This is a genomic window from Paenibacillus sp. FSL M8-0334, from assembly GCF_038000405.1.
GTDB lineage: Bacteria > Bacillota > Bacilli > Paenibacillales > Paenibacillaceae > Paenibacillus_AQ > Paenibacillus_AQ campinasensis.
Genome location: NZ_JBBOCH010000001.1, coordinates 985173 through 1003787, shown reverse-complemented (window position 1 = coordinate 1003787; position 18615 = coordinate 985173). Strand labels below are relative to the sequence as shown.

Annotated in this window: 16 protein-coding genes and 3 pseudogenes; 11 read left to right on the top strand and 8 right to left on the bottom strand. The window is 42.9% G+C overall.

Going from position 1 to position 18615, the window contains the following annotated elements:
• Positions 1-54: 54 nt before the first annotated feature.
• The 3 genes from MKX64_RS04465 to MKX64_RS04455 all read left to right on the top strand — a co-directional run bounded on the left by MKX64_RS04465 (position 55) and on the right by MKX64_RS04455 (position 2359).
• A complete protein-coding gene (locus MKX64_RS04465; RefSeq protein WP_341035410.1) occupies positions 55-948 on the top strand; it encodes a class I SAM-dependent methyltransferase in 894 nt (297 codons plus the stop codon).
• A gap of 175 nt (positions 949-1123) precedes the next feature.
• Positions 1124-1315: a metal ABC transporter permease gene (locus MKX64_RS04460; protein WP_306437000.1), complete on the top strand. Its 192-nt coding sequence runs from the start codon at positions 1124-1126 to the stop codon at positions 1313-1315.
• Positions 1316-1444: 129 nt separating this feature from the next.
• A complete protein-coding gene (locus tag MKX64_RS04455; protein ID WP_341035409.1) occupies positions 1445-2359 on the top strand; it encodes an NAD(P)/FAD-dependent oxidoreductase in 915 nt (304 codons plus the stop codon).
• A 106-nt stretch (positions 2360-2465) separates the two neighbouring features.
• On the opposite strand, the gene MKX64_RS04450 is transcribed toward MKX64_RS04455, so the two are convergent.
• Both MKX64_RS04450 and MKX64_RS04445 read right to left on the bottom strand, forming a co-directional pair.
• Complete coding sequence (locus MKX64_RS04450; protein WP_054819294.1) at positions 2466-2678, bottom strand: hypothetical protein; 213 nt, start codon at positions 2676-2678, stop codon at positions 2466-2468.
• A gap of 31 nt (positions 2679-2709) precedes the next feature.
• Positions 2710-3420 (bottom strand): GAP family protein, encoded by a 711-nt coding sequence (locus MKX64_RS04445; protein ID WP_341034370.1) that lies wholly within the window; start codon positions 3418-3420, stop codon positions 2710-2712.
• A gap of 88 nt (positions 3421-3508) precedes the next feature.
• On the opposite strand from MKX64_RS04445, the gene MKX64_RS04440 reads away from it, so the two are divergent.
• From MKX64_RS04440 to MKX64_RS24265, 8 genes and pseudogenes are all read left to right on the top strand, one after another.
• Positions 3509-4102 carry a TetR/AcrR family transcriptional regulator gene (locus MKX64_RS04440; protein ID WP_095397584.1) on the top strand — a complete coding sequence of 198 codons (594 nt, stop codon included), beginning with the start codon at positions 3509-3511 and terminating at the stop codon, positions 4100-4102.
• Between the two features lie 397 nt (positions 4103-4499).
• On the top strand, positions 4500-4631 hold the full coding sequence (locus tag MKX64_RS24270) for a GrpB family protein (protein WP_373872046.1): 132 nt from the start codon (positions 4500-4502) through the stop codon (positions 4629-4631).
• A gap of 814 nt (positions 4632-5445) precedes the next feature.
• On the top strand, positions 5446-6042 hold the full coding sequence (locus tag MKX64_RS04430) for a TetR/AcrR family transcriptional regulator (protein ID WP_196427080.1): 597 nt from the start codon (positions 5446-5448) through the stop codon (positions 6040-6042).
• Positions 6043-6234: 192 nt separating this feature from the next.
• Positions 6235-7199, top strand: a pseudogene (locus tag MKX64_RS04425) (MMPL family transporter); the annotation flags it as partial.
• A gap of 117 nt (positions 7200-7316) precedes the next feature.
• A complete protein-coding gene (locus MKX64_RS04420; protein WP_445670827.1) occupies positions 7317-8339 on the top strand; it encodes an MMPL family transporter in 1023 nt (340 codons plus the stop codon).
• A 243-nt stretch (positions 8340-8582) separates the two neighbouring features.
• Positions 8583-9938 (top strand): annotated as a pseudogene (locus MKX64_RS04415) (ISNCY family transposase).
• Positions 9939-10158: 220 nt separating this feature from the next.
• Positions 10159-11330: pseudogene (locus MKX64_RS04410) on the top strand (IS1380 family transposase); the annotation flags it as partial.
• Positions 11331-11412: 82 nt separating this feature from the next.
• Positions 11413-11895 carry a VanZ family protein gene (locus MKX64_RS24265; protein WP_095397582.1) on the top strand — a complete coding sequence of 161 codons (483 nt, stop codon included), beginning with the start codon at positions 11413-11415 and terminating at the stop codon, positions 11893-11895.
• 351 nt (positions 11896-12246) lie between these two features.
• Here MKX64_RS24265 and MKX64_RS04405 read toward each other — a convergent pair whose 3' ends face one another.
• The 6 genes from MKX64_RS04405 to MKX64_RS04380 all read right to left on the bottom strand — a co-directional run bounded on the left by MKX64_RS04405 (position 12247) and on the right by MKX64_RS04380 (position 18357).
• On the bottom strand, positions 12247-12507 hold the full coding sequence (locus tag MKX64_RS04405) for a hypothetical protein (RefSeq protein ID WP_095397581.1): 261 nt from the start codon (positions 12505-12507) through the stop codon (positions 12247-12249).
• Between the two features lie 23 nt (positions 12508-12530).
• Positions 12531-13286: a DUF6431 domain-containing protein gene (locus MKX64_RS04400; RefSeq protein WP_141235809.1), complete on the bottom strand. Its 756-nt coding sequence runs from the start codon at positions 13284-13286 to the stop codon at positions 12531-12533.
• Positions 13287-14376: 1090 nt separating this feature from the next.
• Positions 14377-14595: a hypothetical protein gene (locus tag MKX64_RS04395; RefSeq protein ID WP_007130946.1), complete on the bottom strand. Its 219-nt coding sequence runs from the start codon at positions 14593-14595 to the stop codon at positions 14377-14379.
• A 7-nt stretch (positions 14596-14602) separates the two neighbouring features.
• Positions 14603-15694 (bottom strand): GerAB/ArcD/ProY family transporter, encoded by a 1092-nt coding sequence (locus MKX64_RS04390; protein WP_007130945.1) that lies wholly within the window; start codon positions 15692-15694, stop codon positions 14603-14605.
• Positions 15691-16875, bottom strand: coding sequence for a Ger(x)C family spore germination protein (locus MKX64_RS04385; RefSeq protein WP_095397579.1), 1185 nt, complete (start codon positions 16873-16875; stop codon positions 15691-15693). Before MKX64_RS04385 ends, MKX64_RS04390 begins: the two co-directional genes overlap by 4 nt.
• 15 nt (positions 16876-16890) lie before the next feature.
• Positions 16891-18357, bottom strand: coding sequence for a spore germination protein (locus MKX64_RS04380; RefSeq protein WP_095397578.1), 1467 nt, complete (start codon positions 18355-18357; stop codon positions 16891-16893).
• Between the last annotated feature and the right edge of the window lie 258 nt (positions 18358-18615).

The window sequence follows — 18615 nt, the reverse complement described above, 5'->3', positions numbered from 1 at the left end:
GCTTGAGGCATAAGCTGAAATCCATTTAAATTAAGAAATGAGGTGTTTACCTAGATGATCGAAATCTTACGCAACGAAGCTGCTTGGGAACAAGCTTGGAAGGACGATCAAACGACAGGTGTAAACTTAATGAAGGCAGCAGGGATTGAGCCCAGATTCACTTTTGGTACCATAGCGGCCAAAAACTACAACGAGCAATCATTCAACGATGAAGGAAGAAGACGGTCAGCACGCATTATCGGCTGGTTGGAAAATCAAGGCGTAAATTTTAATGGCGCCTCCGTCCTCGACATCGGAGCGGCCTCTGGAATATTTTCGATTCCCTTATCACAAAGAGGAGCAGACGTGACCGCCGTTGAGCCGTCGCTTCCGTTCACAGAACTATTGGAGCACAACAATCAAAAATGGGCCGACGGTAAGGTAAAGATCGTGCGCGCAGCCTTTGAAGATATGGATACGAAGACATTAGGCTGGAACCAAGCTTTTGATTTTGTCTTTGTGTCAATGTGCCCGGCGATCACAGACTGGGAGATGGTGGAGAAATTGATCAGCTGCGCTCGAAAATTTTGTTATATCAGCTTGGCAGCAGGTCCTAAAGAACACAGCCTCACCCTTGAAATATTACCGCTGTTAAACCATTCATACAACAAGCATCAAAACTCCGAGATGATGTATTTGCTACAGCTGCTTTATCTAAAAGGGTACGCCTTTCATTCACTCGTCACACGAGAAATGAAAGCCAGGGTTGTGTCTCGTGCGGAAGCCATTCAAGAGGTTTTACATTGGCTTAACTTTTACAATTATCCAGTAGATGAGAATACGCAGGCCATCATTGAAGATTATCTGGATCAAACTTATCCTGGAAAAACGATCCCAATCAAACAAGGAGGGCGCTTCGGCAAAGTGCTCATTCAGTTAGAAGAGCAAAGCATGTTTACTTATTCATGAGGATGAATCAACCAAAGCGCCTACATCAGATGAGTTCCCGCATAAGGGACGCGTTGTACGAAACAATGGCGGTTCCGGAAGTGCGGGAATTTTTGATCCAGATGGGCATGATATTCAGGCGGATGAAGAAAGAGGCGTGTACTTTGATTGTGTTTGCCTTTGAAAAACAACACTTATCATATTAAATGGAATGGTCATTGCGCTTGTTGGCATGTTAAGTGGTTTAGTCGCTTCTTATGAATTGGGTACACCACCCGGCGCTTCCATCACATTAATTTTAATGTTGATTTTTTCAGTCATAACACTTGCAAAGTACATGTTAGATTACTTGAAATTGGATAGACTATTTAATAAAAGTCAAGTCTAGAATGAAATATGCAGAAAATGACAAAACGAGTTTACGCCGTAGATTTGCCATTTTGAAAATAAGCCCATGCATTATACTGAGTAATCACTTCTCGTATGGAAAGTTAAACGAAGTGGGAGGGAGTTAATCATGAAGGAAGTTGATGTTGTTATTATTGGAGGAGGTCCTGCAGGTTTAAGTGCTGGACTTGTACTAGGACGTGCTAGAAAGAAGACATTGATTATTGATGAGGGCCAACCGCGTAATGCAGTGACTAGAGAGGCTCATGGCTTTTTAACACGTGATGGCGTTAGCCCACATGACTTTCGAAAAATTGCGAAAGAACAGCTTCGCACTTATCCATCGGTTTCACATCTGGAAGATATCGTCAGGTTGATAGAAGGGGAAGATGGACAATTTTTGTTGGAAACTGTTTCGGGGGTGAAGATAGCCGCTAGTAAACTGCTGTTTGCTATCGGAATGAAGGATCGTGATCTTGGTATACCAGGGTTGGCGGAGGTCTATGGTAAGAGTGCGTTTGTATGCCCGTATTGTGATGGCTGGGAACTAAGGGATCAGCAATTAGTTGTCATAAACAGAGGAGCGACATTAATGCATTTTGTCCCATTGCTTTCTGGGTGGTCGAAGCAGTTAGTAGTTTGTACAAATGGTCTCGATGAATTGAGTGAAGCGGAACGTGAAGAATTGCGCGCACATAATATCCCGGTATTTAATGCACCAATACATTCAATCCAATCAAATCAAGGCATGGTAAGCCATATCAAGCTTGAGGATGGGACGGAAATTTCGTGCACAGAGATTTTCTTCAAGCCGGAATTGGAACTTGGATCGGATTTGCCAGTTGCCCTTGGTTGCCGGATGTTGGATACTGGAATCATTGAAGTCGATGAGTTTGGAAAAACTAGTGTACCTGGTGTTTATGCAGCAGGGGATGCAACTACACACTTACACCAATCTATTGTTGCAGCTGCTTCAGGTGCTGTATCCGCAGCTGCAATAAACGGGGAATTAAATCAAGAAGAATGGCGGAAGAGCAACGTTTGATTGAATAACCATGAACACTTTACGAGCCTTCCTCACCCAAGTATCATGCTCATAGAATAAACTTCAAGGGTGAGGAATAACTATGAGGTCTTCAAGACATAATAGGTTAGTCAACTTTATCCTTTATTTTAAGAGAACCCACACCAATAATTGCTCCCAATATCACTAAAATTATACTGGCTATTATTTCATATCCTTGCAATGCATCGATGTAATTGACGAGAAACCAACTTGGTCCCCCGCCTGCCAATCGATTTATGATACCTCCAACTCCCTGAAGCAATAGAAGTAAACTTGCACCGCTTGCAATCTCTTTCATAACGCTACATCTCCTTTTTACATAACGAATATCAAGATAGAACTCCCCTGATGCCAATATTGAATAAAATCGCCCCAATAACTGCCACTCCGACTAATACAGAAGACAACGGAGCTTTTACTAATTTTGATCGCAGTTGTTCAAGCTGATTCATTATCCAGTTTTTACATAGTATAAACACGATCAATAGTAAGATTGAAGGAAGTACCATAATCGCGTTATAGCCAAGTAAAATGCCAATGGACAAACCCGTATGAAACGCTAAACCATCCATTAGTAATATCGAGTAAAAATACGGTAAAGCTGTGGTAAACTCAATCGCAAAGACAATAATACCGAGTATGATCATCCCTCTTATAGACACTTGCGTAGGTAACCATTCCAAAAATCGGGATTCCATCCCTTTTTTAGGCTTATAAAAACTAATGAGTACAAAGGCGACTCCAAGTATCGTATAAAACCAACTTGAAATTTGATTGTTCGCCATGCTTTCTATAATACCAAGAATCGGCCCAACTCCGAGATAAACCAAGATACCCATTATAAAATAGCAAAATTGTGTCGAAAATAAAAAAACGATCAATCGCGATGCTGTTTTTTCTTTTTGTATGAGAAGGATATAAGCTGTAATCGCCAATACCCCGGGGCTTAAAATATCAATGACAGCACAGAGCACAATAATGAGGAGTGCTGTTGTGAAATCTATGTTGGCAGGAATTAATGATTCAATGATTTCAATCACCTAAACATCCTCCTTATTTATTTATTTCGCGCACTGTGATAAAATAATAATAACACAGTGTGTTAAATAAAACAAGAGGTGATTTGAAGTGCCGAAAATTGTTGATCATGATCACAAAAGAAAGCTCATCGCTGAAACGGCTTGGAAAATTATTGAAACCGAAGGTATTGAAAAAGCATCTATCCGCAGAATCGCATCTGAGGCTGGAATGTCTGCCGGAGCATTGAGACATTATTTCTCAAACCAGGATGAGTTACTATTATTTATCATGGATTATTTTCTTGCTCGCGGGAAAGAACGGTCGAAGAATAAATCATGGTCACAAGACCCTTTCATTGCGGTACAGGAAACGTTGTTAGAATTGGTTCCTGTCGATCGGGATAAACAAGCTGAAGCTGGCGTATGGCTGGTTTTCGTCATTCGTTCACTTACAAGTGCAGTTTTGAACACGAAAAAAGATGAACTCATCGAAGGAGAATACATTTTAATGGAGGCACTGCTTGAAATCTTGATAAAGGCAGGCTATGTAAAAAAAGACATAGATATTGAAATCGAAAAATTAAGGCTTTCTGCAGTCATTGAAGGTTTATCCATACATGCTCTATTAAGACCGGATATATTCACCATTGAAAAAACGGAACAAATTATTACTCACCACTTAAAAGAACTTTGCAACCAATAAATATTAAGTTAACATTTGATTCGAAATAAACCTTGTTGAAGAAATCGACAATGAAAAGAAGCAGGTCCCACTATAAAAGCCGAAGGAGTCAAAAAGTTTTTTGTCTTTTTCTAAAAGTCTTCCAACGAGTATCGAGTTAAGCGAACCAATAGCTGCTGACGCCGTTTAAAGGGTCGAGGGCAAGGTATATGCTTTGGCTTACATATACGCTTGTGGTATATTAGAGAGTTCTGCGATTCCATATCTTATCTGAAAGAAAGCGGTGTGGAATATTTGACACCGTATCGTGACCATTCGACAATGGCATCTGCCAGTGAGGAAAGGCTTCAGAAACGTTTCGAGCAAGAGGCCGAACGAATTCGTTCAATACTTGGCAACAAGGTTCTGCAATTAGAGCATGTTGGATATACTTCGGTGCCGGGCCAAGCCAATCATCGATATGTTGCTGGTAGTAGAGAATTCAGCTGACGAAACGGCCTACGTTTCCGACTTTGAGGAAGAAGGGTACACCCGTCAAAAACAAATGTAGCCTACTTTTTCAAATGGCCGATGACGTGACGGAGTCCCTCTAACAGCACTTCGTTTGTTGATTTGAATCCCTTCTCTGTGGAAGAATGGATCCGAGAGAAGAGGTTGACGGGTTGCTTCTGCGGGGCGTCAAACCGACTATTTCCGTGACCGAATAACCCTTTTCAATCTTGTAATCTTTATTCGAGCTGTCTCTGACCTGCCCCAACGCTTCGAATGCTCGACCATACGGTTTGATCACATCGGAGTCGTCCTCCAGAATTAACGCGTCCTCATCAAGTGCATTCACCATTTATTTCGCATAGCGGGTGGTGAGCGACGGAGACGGTCGTTGCAGATTCTGACTTAATCGATCAATTGTATTCTTTACCTGAATGAATTCATTCAAGGCGACTGCGATATTTCTAAGAATCACACTTTTGGACTTCAACAGACAGTAAATGGTTTGGGTAATAAATTTGGATTCGACTTGACCAGATTCGGATACCAGGTCTTTTGCAAAATGTATCGTTTCCCGTTTTGTTACATACACATCTGTGGTGGAATGGAACATGTTAAAAACCCCTAATAATTTACATTTTTGTTTAGATTAATTTTGGCGGTACTTAAATTATACCAATCAAAGGGAGGTTTTTTGCTGTTTTCAGGTAATATTTCTCACTTTTCATCTCTGTTTTGGGGGATTTTCTTAAGATACACACCTCCGTAATTACATGCCATTCATTTTTGCGGAAACTCAATTAATTAAATTGGTTTACAAGTAGATTTATGCATGATAAAATATATATTATTCAAAAATGAACGGAGGTTCACGAATGCAATATTTAAAAGAGGAAATTAAAAAACGAATCTTAATAGCTGCATTGGATGAATTTAAAGAGAAGGGTTATTTAAGTGCATCCGTTAGAAATATAGCCAGTAACGCAGATACTGCATTAGGTACAGTGTATAAATATTTTAGGAATAAGGAGGATTTGTTTAATTCTGTAGTAGAATCGGTTTATAGCGATTTGTTTGCTACGATCAATAAAATTATTGTTGCTGATGTTAACCCTAATGAAAAATTGATTGAAATTAAAAATAGGATTTTGGACATTTTTAAAGGAAACAGTAAAGAAGTCTTAATTCTTTTCGGTAAGAGTAAGGGATCTAAATATGAGAACTTTAAAAACGAGGTCGTGGATGTTCTTCATAATATTATTCAAAAAGAAATATTCTCTCGTTTTGAAGATAAAAGCATTGTGAAAGAACCATTTATTTTCTATGTCCTATCAACAAACTTTGTAGAAGGATTATATACCATTTTAAAGACTCAAGAAGATGGGGAAAAAATTAGCATCCTCATTGACCAGTTGATGTTTTTCTCATTTCACGGTACTGAAAGCCGATTTAAAGAAATGTCTCACATTTAAATAATGTGGATATTTTTTTGAAACAAAAATGAACAATCGTTCATGGTGTTTATTTTATCAATTTGGTTGTTTTAGCACATATACAGACAGGAAATACAGGAGGAGATTACATTGGCAAAGTATCTTTATAAATTAGGAAATTGGTCAGCAACACATAAAAAAGCGGTACTTTTTGGCACTGTAGGAATTTTGATGATATTAGCAGTATTAGTACTGAGTTTAAAACCATCTTTTCATGGAGAACTAACTATTCCCAATACACCTGCGGAAAAAGCAGCCAATTTGATTAAAGGAGAATTTGCAGGTACTTCCGAACAATCAACTGTAAACATCGTATTTAAAGCACCAGATAATAGAACGTTGGAATCAGAGGATGTCCAAAGCAAAATTACGGAAGTACTTAATGAAATAAGTAAAGATTCGAAAGTAGCAAGTGTTCAATCACCGATAGAGCTGAACAACTTAAATGAAGATAAAACAATTGGTTACGCACAAGTTACGTTTGCGTTAGAAGCTGACAAAGTGTCAGAAAAATCGAAAGAATACATTTTGGATAGTATTGAAATAACAAGAGATGCAGGTATTCAGACAGAAATAATGGGAGGAGATATTACCTTCTCTAGCATACAGTTTGAAGGAATTTATGAAGTAATTGGAGTAGTGGTTGCATTTATTGTATTAGCAATTACTTTTGGTTCATTTATTGCAGCAGGCTTACCAATTCTTATAGCGGTATTAGGTTTAGGAATTAGCTTATTAGGTATTATGATTGGTGCCTACTTTATTGATTTGAATTCTATTTCTATAATTCTAGCAGCTATGTTGGGTTTAGCGGTAGGTATTGACTACTCACTATTTATTATTACACGATTCAGACAAGAATTGGCAAGGGACATGCCATCAACAATTCAATTTCAATAGCCATAGGAACATCTGGAAGTGCTGTAGTATTTGCAGGTTTGACTGTTATTATTGGACTATTGGGTTTATCTGTAGCTCAAATTCCATTCTTAACCCTTATGGGTGTTTCAGCCGCTATTAGTATACTGGCAGCCGTGCTTATTTCGATTATTACTTTACCAGCAATTTTAGGTATGATAGGCCACCGATTGTCGCCTGCAAAGGAAAGTAGATTTTGGCAAAAAATCAATGGTCAGAATAGAACAGACGAAGAAAAAGCTAATAGATGGGGGAGATTGGTTACTAAACATCCTATCATTATATCGCTAGTATCCATTGCATTCCTTGCAATTCTTACAATTCCTTTCTTCCATATGAATTTGGGGCTACCATCTGATGGAACAGCTAAATCAACGGAAATGACGGAAAGAAGAGCATATGATTTACTAACGGAAGGGTATGGAGAAGGCTTTAATGCACAATTAGTTGTTGCTGCAAAAGTTAGTAAAGTAACAGAGGAAACACCTCAAGTTATTGGAGAAATAGTGAAAGAAATTAGTGATTTAAAAGATATTAAATCTGTATCACCACTTATACCTGGACCTTCCGGAGAAATTTTTATGATTCAAATTACACCAGAATCCGGACCGGATGATATAGAAACAAAGGATTTGGTAAATCTTATTAGAGACAAATCTAAAGAAACAGAAAAAGAACATGATATTGCATTAATGGTAACAGGTAGCACGGCTATGAACATTGACATATCACAGCAATTGAATGATGCCTTACCATTATTTGCATCCTTAATAATTGGTCTTGCTTATATACTCTTAGTAATGGTCTTTAGATCACTATTAGTACCGTTGAAAGCAGTAGTTGGGTTCTTACTTTCATTAGGAGCAACATTAGGATTTATGGTATTTGTTGTTCAAGATGGGCATTTCATTAATTTCTTTGGATTTCCATCGGAATCTCCAATATTAGCCTTTTTACCTGTTATTACAATAGGGATATTGTTTGGACTAGCTATGGACTATGAAATATTCTTAGTTAGTAAAATGAGAGAGAGTTATATGCATACTGGAGATAGTCGTAAAGCTATTTTATATGGAATGAGAGACAGCGGTAGAGTAGTAACTGCTGCAGCTTTTATTATGATGGCAGTATTTCTCGGATTTATGATGAATCCTGATGCGATGATTAAATCAATTGGAATGGCACTAGCCTTTGGAGTATTCTTCGATGCGTTTATTGTCAGAATGACAATAGTACCTGCTGTAATGACTCTAATGGGAAAATCAGCTTGGTATATTCCGAAGTGGTTAGATAAAATTCTTCCTAATATAGATGTAGAAGGAGAGTCTATTACGCATAAAGAAAGAAATGAAGAATAAATCAAGAAAGTAGCATTCTGCAGCTTTCCAGAATGAAGACAAACTCCCGATGCGATGCATGTTGAATGTTGCTCACTGTTAATTAGTTACCCCTGAAAAAATCAGGGTTTTGATCAAAAATAAAAGGAATTCACTGCCTCAAAATGGAATTAGTTATTGTCCAGATAACCATCCAAAGGGGGGCCGAATTCCTATGCTTATGAATTCTTCATTGCCCCTCAAAATCCTTTTGAGGTGAGAAAAATGTTGAAACTTCGTGAAGAACAAATCACATTGTGGGATTCCATCATCTCTGAGAGCGTATGGTCGTTGCCTGAAGAACTGGCTAAAATAGATGCCTTGCTGGATGATGAACGTTTCATGCAGCCTTTTCTAGAGAAGCATCACACCCTAAGGGGCCGTCCGACCAAAGCGATTGAAACCTTCCTGCGTCTCATGTATCTGAAGCGCCGCTACAATTTCGGTTACGAATCCCTCGTGCAGGAAGTAGGCGACAGTCTGACGTGGCGGCGATTTTGCCGCATACCCATTGACGAAAAGATGCCTGATCCGACGACCTTGATCAAAGCGCGCCAGCGCTATGGCGAAGAATGGGTCGAACAACTCAATGAGCTTTTGCTTCAAAAACTGGATGAAGCGAAGGTGCTCAAACACCGGAAGCTGCGGACGGATACCACCGTAGTCGAATCGGATGTACATCATCCGACCGATGCGACCTTGCTGCAGGATGGCGTAAAGGTCATCACTCGCCTGGTAGGCAAGATCCGGAAAGTGGCGTCCGAAGCGACCCGGAACTTCGAGGATAAAAACAGTGAAGTGAAGCAACACATCCTTTCGATCGCCAAGTTGCTGCGCCGGCGCACGCAACAGTCATGGGACGAGCTCAATGCCATAACGGAGCAAGTCGTTGCGATGACGGAAGACGTATGTCAGAAATCAACAGCTGTTATGAATCTTACAAAGGATAAAGGTAAGGCGTCCGTCAAGGCGATGAAAGAGAAGTTAGGTGAAGCTATTACCTTGACCCAAAAGCTCGTCGATCAGGCCAAGCAAGTGGTATCCGGAAACCGCATTATTCCAGATCGGATCGTCAGCTTCTTTGATCCTGAAGCACGCCCGATCAAAAAAGGGAAGCTATCCAAGAGCGCGGAATTCGGATACAAAGCGCGAATCGATGAAACCGAAAATGGGTTTGTAACCGGCTATGAGTTATACAAAGGTAACCCCTCGGACGACGAAATGCTCGTTCCCGCCGTGGTACAACATAAAGAACGATTTGGCTCGGTGCCCCGTGCTGTGGCAACCGACCGCGGCTTCGGCAGCAAGAAAAATGAATCGACCCTTGCAGAACTGGGTGTAACACGAATCAGCACCTCATTCTGAGGGAAGAAGAGCAAGAAACGTGCGGAACTTGAGAAACAGTTATGGTATAAAGATTTGCAACGCTTCCGCGCTGCAGGTGAAGCCAAAATCAGTTTACTGAAACGCAGGTACGGTTTAAACCGCAGCCGGTACAGGGGCTTTGTTGGCTCAAAAACCTGGATCGGCTTGGGAATTTGGGTTCATAACCTCAGAAAAGCCGCTCAGATGATCAAATAAGGCAAAGAAATGGAATACAAAGGAAATATGTCCACCTGAAAATTTCAAGGAGAGTAGAGCGAACTCTAAATTCGAATTTTTCAGGGGTAACTAATTAGAAACGAAAAGTAATCCTGAATTTCGAACGTACAGCTCCGTGGAAACGTGAAAAGGGATCCAAATCTTTGGTAGAATGGTGTTTGACTGAAACACATCACCCAAAGAGAGGAGCACCTTTTAGGTGAAGTCTACCACACCCGTCAGCAAGATCAAGACTGAATTTTCCTTGGAGAATGCCACCAGCTTCGGAGGCATCAAAATCTTTCTGGAATACCTTGAGAAAATAAAGCTCTCCGAAGCGTTACGTGACATCTCTTGCGGCAAAGGACGAAATTCTCTCTTTCCGATTTACCGCATTCTGCTTTATCTCATCGTGGGTTGGATGCTCGGCTGCGAGCGGCTCTTTCATTTTCGCAAACTATAGCGCGACTAGCTTCTGAAGCGATTTCTTGGCGGGCGATGCCCACACCATACCTTGCTGTACAAAGAACTGATTCGATTGAGAACATCTTGTCCTAACTTGCGGTTTGAACTGCGAACGCTCAATCAGACCGTCATTCGGCCCTGCCTGCCGTCTAAACTTGTCCTTGATCTGGATTCGACGGCGGAAACCGTATACGGCGATCAAGTCGGCGCAGAGAAAGGAAAGAACCCGCACAAGCCCGGCCGCAAAAGCTAACACCCGCTACTGACATTTGAGGGGCAGTCTCGCCTGTGCCTGAATGACTTCCTCCGATCTGGGAACACGCATGCCTCTACGGATGCTGCTTCATTCTTAGACAACACGTTCGAGCTCCTTGGCGGACGTTCGGTGAAATATGCCCGATTCGACAAGGGCTTCGGCGGCGAGGAGTTCTATAGCCTGTGGGAAGGCAAGAACATCGGCTACGTCGGCAAGCTGAAAAGGACGCAGCGCCTTGCGGCGCAGGTGCAGCCTGCCGGTACTGGAAACGATTTGTCGATGAAGACTGGATTATCGAAGGGATAACGCTCATTTACAAAGCGACATCCTGGAAAAAGCCCCGCCGCGTGGCGATCATTCGCAAAGCGCAGGTAATCGATGACGGACAGACCCGCTTGGTATTCGACACCGATCGGCAATACGAAGCGATCGTGACCAATCTGGACTGGGAGCCGATTGACCTGTGGCGGTTCTACAACCAGCGCTGCTGTATGGAATATTACATCAAGGAAGCCAAGAACGGGTTTTCGATTGACCGGATTGCGACCAGCGATTTTGAGGCGAACGAAGTTGATCTGCTCATCAAGCTGCTGGCGTACAACTTGTTCGAGCGGTTCAAGCGTGACTGTTGCGAGCCGGTTCATCAAGGTTACACGATTGCCCGTTTCCGGTTCGTTATTTAATAGGGAAACCTTCACACATACTGAAATTCCGCCTGTCATCATTCTTTAAAAACGTTGGGAAGGATATTAAATGACTACAAACAATGTTTCAAGGTTTTGGAAGTTAATATTTGTTGCCTATGTTTTTTTTCTTCTGTGGTTTGTTGTAGTAAAACCTATTGGTTTTATTGATAGAATACAATCCATACTTGAAAATAGGAGTATCGGGATCTGGAACTACAATGTAGATCCTTTTCGAAGTATCTCAAGTTATTTCCGTTTTAAAACGACTCCATTTGCCTTCATAAATATTTTGGGTAATATTGTTACGTTCTGTCCATTAGGATTCTTAATCCCTACTATTTTTACAAAGTACAGGAAACTTTCTAAGACTTTGTTGATTTGTTTAATCAGTATAATTGGGATCGAGAGTTTCCAATTTGTCACAATGTTAGGTTATTTTGATGTTGATGATATCATTTTGAATATGACAGGTTGTTTAATTGGATATTTTGTTTATAATGGGTTTAGAATATTAGCCAGGAAAATAGCTAAACCTGAATTTCGAAAGTAACAACTCTATGAATACGTGAAAAGGGCTCAAAATCTTAGATAATGGTGCTGGATGCTGAACACATCACATAGAGTGCGATTACTTGACTTTCATAGAAAAAGGGGTTAAATAACTCAACTGGATATAAGGACCTGCAATCAGGTATTAAACTTTTATAGCCGTCAGCAAGTCTGACCGCTAATCCGCGTAGATTTTTGCCCTGGAAACTTTGCTTCCACCGGGTTAGCATCTAGGTAAAAGAAACAGTACGCGAGCTAGAGAACTGATCTTAGTACGCATTATTTCATGAATAAAAATTGTAAATAGACTGTTGTACGGTCTTTTTTCGTTTATAGCGATTTGAATTCAGATTTAGAAGTCTGTTTTCCTATTACAAGCGTTTATTACACGCACATGGAGTTTACTCATTTGACTGATTTGTAAAGAAAATAAGAAATGCTGATGATCTTGCAGCATAAGGTTATCGGCATTTCCCGACGGTGTTTCATACTCGTGGCTTACAATTTCGCGCATGAGTGCCATTTGCTCTCCGGGATCCAATTTGCGGCTAACCAGGGGCGCAATCAAGCCGTAACGGAAGTTAGCCTCTTGCTGCCTTGCTTGCTCATCCATGCAAAATCTCCTCTCCCTGTGGTCTATGAGAGTATCCCATAGACGCTAGAAACCAGGGAGGGCGCATATTTTGTGGGATCGGGAGGGCAACTTGCCGTCCAGGCGATTTTTAAAGCGATTTTGGAGGCGACTTTCGCTTGCCGTGCTCCTTGGCGGCGGATGCTGAAGGAATTTATAAGCGTGATGCGGCATGCAGGTAACCCTGCATTTAGAAAAGTCCAATAGCCCCGTCTAGATGCGCCAGCGGGGATGAATCGGGATAACAGTTTGTTCAGCCAATCCAGTGTGTCCATTGGCGTTGGATTCATCATGGTGGGGTAAAGGCGGAGCATATCTTCGTCTACTCCCCCGGCAATGAATTGCCCGGCAACCCAAAGTGCCGCATTTGCTGCGCGGTGCAAATGCCTTGCCCACCAGCGTTTCAACGTACGGAAGCTGTAACGTACGCTAGATGTTGTCGTGCTTTCTGCGATCTGCCGCCAAGAGAATCCCTTGCGCTTGCGCTTCAATGCCGCTTCTCGCACCCAAGTCGCATACCGGGCCCATGGAATCAGAAATTCCGGAAGAAGGGAAATCGTCTTATTACAAGCAGGACAGTACCAGCGGTAGATGGGGATCAGGATGACTTCGTGTTTCGTCACAACGCCTCGCCAATAACGACCGTGTTTATGGAGAAGCCGGCCGCAATCGTCACAGCAGATTTGGACGTCAGGAGATTGATTCTCGAAAGTGCGTAAATAAGCCTTGCAAGAAAGGCCGAAATAAAGTACTTTTGACATGATGAAGTGAATGCTCCCGGGGATCCTCTCCAAAGGTTCGGGAGCATTTTCCTATTTAATCGACAATAGCCTAATCCCCCGTCAATGTACAGAAGGGATTAGGCTATTGTCGGCTGTTTATTCGGTTTGGCTCCGCCAAACCGAATGGCGAATCCATGGTTTTTTTCCGCCAAATAATCAGGCGGCGAACAGCATATCATGATTTCAAACGTTTTTAATAATAGACAAACATGATATTGCTTTAGCAACTTTTCTGAAAGCTATGAAATAAAAAGAGGGAGGGAAGGGGGGCGAAATAACAAGAAAAAATGCCCGATGAAAAGAAGTTTTGAGCTGTGTTATTAAGGGAAGAAGAAAATTGAAAGGAGTATATCCGGGTTTGCTAAAGGACCTAAACCTAAGGTAAAGTATCCGGAATCACCAGTAAAATGAAAGAGCATAAGCTTACGCGTCCTTTTTGTCTCAAGAAGCATGCAAAATTGCAGTCTCTAGTTAGGTATCCTATCATGCCGCATATCTACTACGAGACCAGTTTGCCGCATAACCCTTGAACCAAGTAAAAAGGCCGTCGTTTCCGACGACCTCCCCCTGATATTTGATCATTGCTTGGTCTCCGATAAATTTAACCTATGATAATCTTCTGATGCCCAAGTTTACCACATATATTTATTTTTTATAAACATATTATACGAGGAGATACTGATATGAAAAAAAACGGTAATTGGTATTCTAATAGTCTGTTTTGTTTATTTTTCAATGCACCAAGATTTTAAAAATAGTTTAATGCTTGGTTATTTAATTATGATTATAGTGACTTCACTTCTTGCTTTCCTCCGACAGAAGTATTATTTGATAGGGAAATCTATGAAATGGTTATTCCGCACGAGATCAACCCGTTCAAAATCAGTACCCTAGAATCTGGCTACAAGGTAGGTATGAAGAAACGGTTTATTATAAGCATTAATTTTGCCGCTAGTAATCATTCGTTTTCAGTCATCCTTCATATCTCCTGTTAAGGTTCTGTCACAAGGATTGGCGGATCATAGTGGTACTAAACTGGGAAGAACCCGCAAAACAATTCATTCTACGTTTATATCATCGTCGTTGAAATGGATTTTAACATTTCAATCATTCTTTCAATAAAAATCGTAATGATAAAAGGACGATGATTCACGATACAAATCCATAATCCGTATCCAATAACAGATACAGCCCCAAAAACTGCTGCATCCCGATAAAGTCTCTTTCGAAGCAATCCCAACATCGGTAAACCTATCAAAGGCGCCAGCAGGATGTGAAGCATCAACATGTTCAATTCATCCTCCTTTTCGCTTCTCGAACGTGCGTTTGACCCATGTTGTCACTAGCAACAAAAAGGGGATCAGTAGAACAAAGAAACTGTCATATATGAATGTATATTTTTCATCCCATTCCTCGTTTTGGATCGGGTTTTCATAGATGGACAAGGCGGTCGCCGACAACAAAATCGTCAAACCCAGAAAATGAGGCCACCGGGTTTTTGGACGAAATACTTGACGCAGCGTTTCGGAAGCTCCGTAAACGAGTACCAACAGCTTGATAAAAATCAGAATCAGTAAAATAACGGAGATAATGGAATGGATGTTGACGATCACCTCTCCGATGGAAATTTCCTGCACGGTCGTATACACTGGAAAGGTAAGTTGTGACGCCCTCTCCACTCCTAATAAACCGATAATCATAAACAAGGTCATGCTAAGAGAAAGGGAAGCGGTCATCAACCCAAGCAAAAAGGGGCGTGTTGCCCCCTGTTTGACCAGCGGAAACAATATCGTGAGCGCAATAGTTTCCATATAGGGAAAGCCCAAAAAGGAATGGTATTGTAAAATGGCACCCAGGCCGGAATGGAAAGCTGGCTGAAGTCTTCCCCAATCCCAGTTCACCATTGCCAGCAACAGAACAAACCAGAACGGGAAGAACAAAAATGGAGTGATGATTTGATTTAATCGTCCGATGGCTTCCGTCCCCTGAGCGACCGTGTAAAAGGCGACAAGCAAAAACATGACGTGAAAAACGGTTTTCGGCGTCTCCGGCATGATGGTTCCATTTAAAAAATCGCTTAAATTTCGAAGAGCCCATCCAGCCAAAATACAGAAATAAAGAAAATACAGGACGGAAACAAGCGTTCCCAGGGAACGTCCCCAAGCTTCCAGCGGGATTTGCACCAGACTTTTGCCCGGGTAATATCGGAAAAGAAAAATCCAGAACAGACCGACGAGTATGCCAAAACTTCCTGCCCACAAGGGCATGAGCCAGGCATCCTGTCCCGCCTGTACGACCAGCCGCCCGATCAGCACGAAAAGGGTGGTTCCGAGGATATAATTGATTGTCAGCAGATAAAACTGGAATCGGGAAATCATTGGCTTCATCCTGTTCCTCCATAAGGTTGACTCATGCTTCCCGTTCGGAGCAGCCGGGTATTTGCACGAATCTCAATTTGTGCATTTTTCGCCGCTTGGTCGATATCCGGATGATTTGGCGTTTGTTTGCGCAACAAGTCGTTGATGCTTAACAGATCCCAGCCACGCTCCCTTATCATTTGATAGAAAGCAAGCGACTCGTCTGCTATGATCTGATTCAGTCTGTTTTCAAGTCTCTCCACCTCGTTCCGAGACTTCGGGACGGACTCGATTGTATAGGCAGTGGAAAGTTCGAGGTCCATGCGGATCCGAACGACAGGTTGGTCGGATTTCCAGAAGACCTCACGTTTTATGCGAACCAGTCTCAATTCCACGGATACCTGTTTTCCTTCCACCTGAAACTGTCGCACGTGGCGACCTCGATCGCCATTTAGCAAATGGTACCAGACCAGCTGCGTATCATTCAGTTTGCCCGCCATGCGATAATCACGGAAAACCGCCCCGCCTCGGATGATAAAGTTGTTTTGATTGGCGTCGATATCCGCCGACCTTTCCCCGCTGTTGGAAGAAGGTGCCTCTGTCATTCCGGTGATCAACGGTAATACGATCGTATCTGACTTTTCCATCCGTTCAATGACATCACTGACCTTGATCTGTTTTCCCACTAGGAGCGAATTCCGGATCAGCAGGTCGAGCCTGGAATCGATCGTGTCAGACGGCACCCGCTCCAGGGGAGTTAATGTTCTCATGACCTGAGATATCGATCCGTCGACAATCAGCATCGGGACCGACGAGCGGCCGTTGGGTTGCATTTCGATAAAGTTGACAATATCGCGCATGTTTTGTTTGGCGGCCCGCTGGGAAACGAGCAGCACCTTGCAGTGGGCCATAAATAACTTGCGCGGCAACATTTTGTAAATCGTAGATTTGATTTCTCCAAAAGACGATCCACTGATTTCGTAAGTGTACACAGGGGCTTGTTCGCCTCCCGGCGTACCTTTGGCGGAAGTGCCGCTAAGCGGGTTTTTGATCTGATAATACACGGTTATTTTGTCGCTCTCCGGATCGCTGTCCACCCCCATCATACTGACCAGCGCCAGTTCGTTCATCTCCGTCCTGTCCCAGCAAGCCGTAAGCAGGGCGGTAAACATCATCAGAGTGAACAGACCCGTTGCATACCGGTTGGTCATGTTTGTTCCTCCAGATTACCTTTTTCTCTTCATATTCCGAATATATCCGGGCAGACCGTTCGGATCCAGCCAGGGCCGGGGCAGCCGCACCAACACATCTTTCCAATCGGTTCCTATGGACGGGGAAGCGGGAGTGAAGTAAGGAACGCCAAATGAATTAAGCGACACCAGATGGGCAACCAGAAACAGGGCACCGCATAAAATGCCAAAAAGGCCCATAAAGCCGGCCAACAGCACGAACGAAAAGCGAAGCAGGCGTTGTGACATGCCGAAGCTGTAAACCGGAACGACAAAATTGGTGATGCCGGTTATGGCTACGACAATGACAATCGCGGCGGAAATAAGACCGGCTTCCACCGCCGCCTGCCCCAGTACAATCGCCCCCACGATCGAAAGCGCCTGTCCGACCGCTCGCGGCATACGCAGCCCCGCTTCCCGGATAATTTCAAACACGACTTCCATTAACAACACTTCGAAGATGGCGGGGAAGGGAACCCCTTCCCGCTGGGCGGACAAACTGATCAGAAGTTGGGTCGGGATCAGTTCCTGGTGGAACGTCGTGGCCGCGACATACAAGGAAGGGACGAACACGGCCGTAAAAAAGGAAATCAACCGAATCCAGCGAATAAACGTGGCGATGTCCGCCCGCTGATAATAATCTTCAGGAGAACTGAAAAACTCGAAAAACGTCATGGGGGCAAGCAGGACGTTGGGCGTTCCGTCCACCATTACGGCCACTTTACCATCCAGCAACTGGGCAGCTACCATATCTGGGCGCTCGGTGTTGGTAAGCGTCGGAAAAGGAGACCAAATCCGGTCCTGGATGAATTCCTCCACATAAGCGCTTTCCAGCACACTGTCCGTCCGGATGGCTGACAATCTGCCGCGCACTTCCCGGACCAGCGATTCCGGGGCGAGGTTCTCCATGTACACCATAAGCAAAGTCGTCCCGGTTTGATTGCCGATGTTCATTTTATCAAACCGGAGGAATGGGTTGCGGATTCTTTTGCGGACAAGCCCCACATTGGTCAGAATGCTTTCCGTAAAGCCTTCGTGCGGCCCGCGAATGGTCGATTCCGACTTCGGTTCTTCAATGGAGCGTTGTTTGGATTCGGTCACATTGATGAGACAAACGCGCTCCCTTGAAAAATCGGTTAGTGCGCAATGGCCTGCCAGGAGAGCTTTTACGGCATGTTCCCGCAACTGTTCATATGGATCGGAAAAGGAAAATTCGCGCAAAAAACCGCTTTCGGCGGAAAGAGGCGCTTCCCCTTCGGAAAACGTATTTTCCGTGAACGATTTCAAAATATATTCGTCAATCGTTTTTTTATTGACCATCGATTCCAGATATACGCACTGCACGGTTTGTTCCCCTTGGACAAACAAGGATCGGCAGACCAAGTCCGGGGGTAACCCGAGGGCTGATTGAATGTCTCCGAAAAAATCATTCTTGATCGATTGATTTTGTTTTTTTCTTGCCATCGACGAACCTCCAGATTCTCACATCTCATCATTATCATTATTTCCTATTGGGTGGATTCTTATTCCATTGGCAGTTATGCTGTTGCAAATTATCGTGAGGTGAAATCAAGATTCGGTTACGACATTACTAAGTTATTCGATCAATGAGGATATCTAGTACATGACCGCAACTGCTGCAGTATTCTTGAACATACTTCCCGTACTTGCTGGCATGAAGGAAGAAGCAGGCTATTATAGATTCGCTCGCAGCATTCGCCA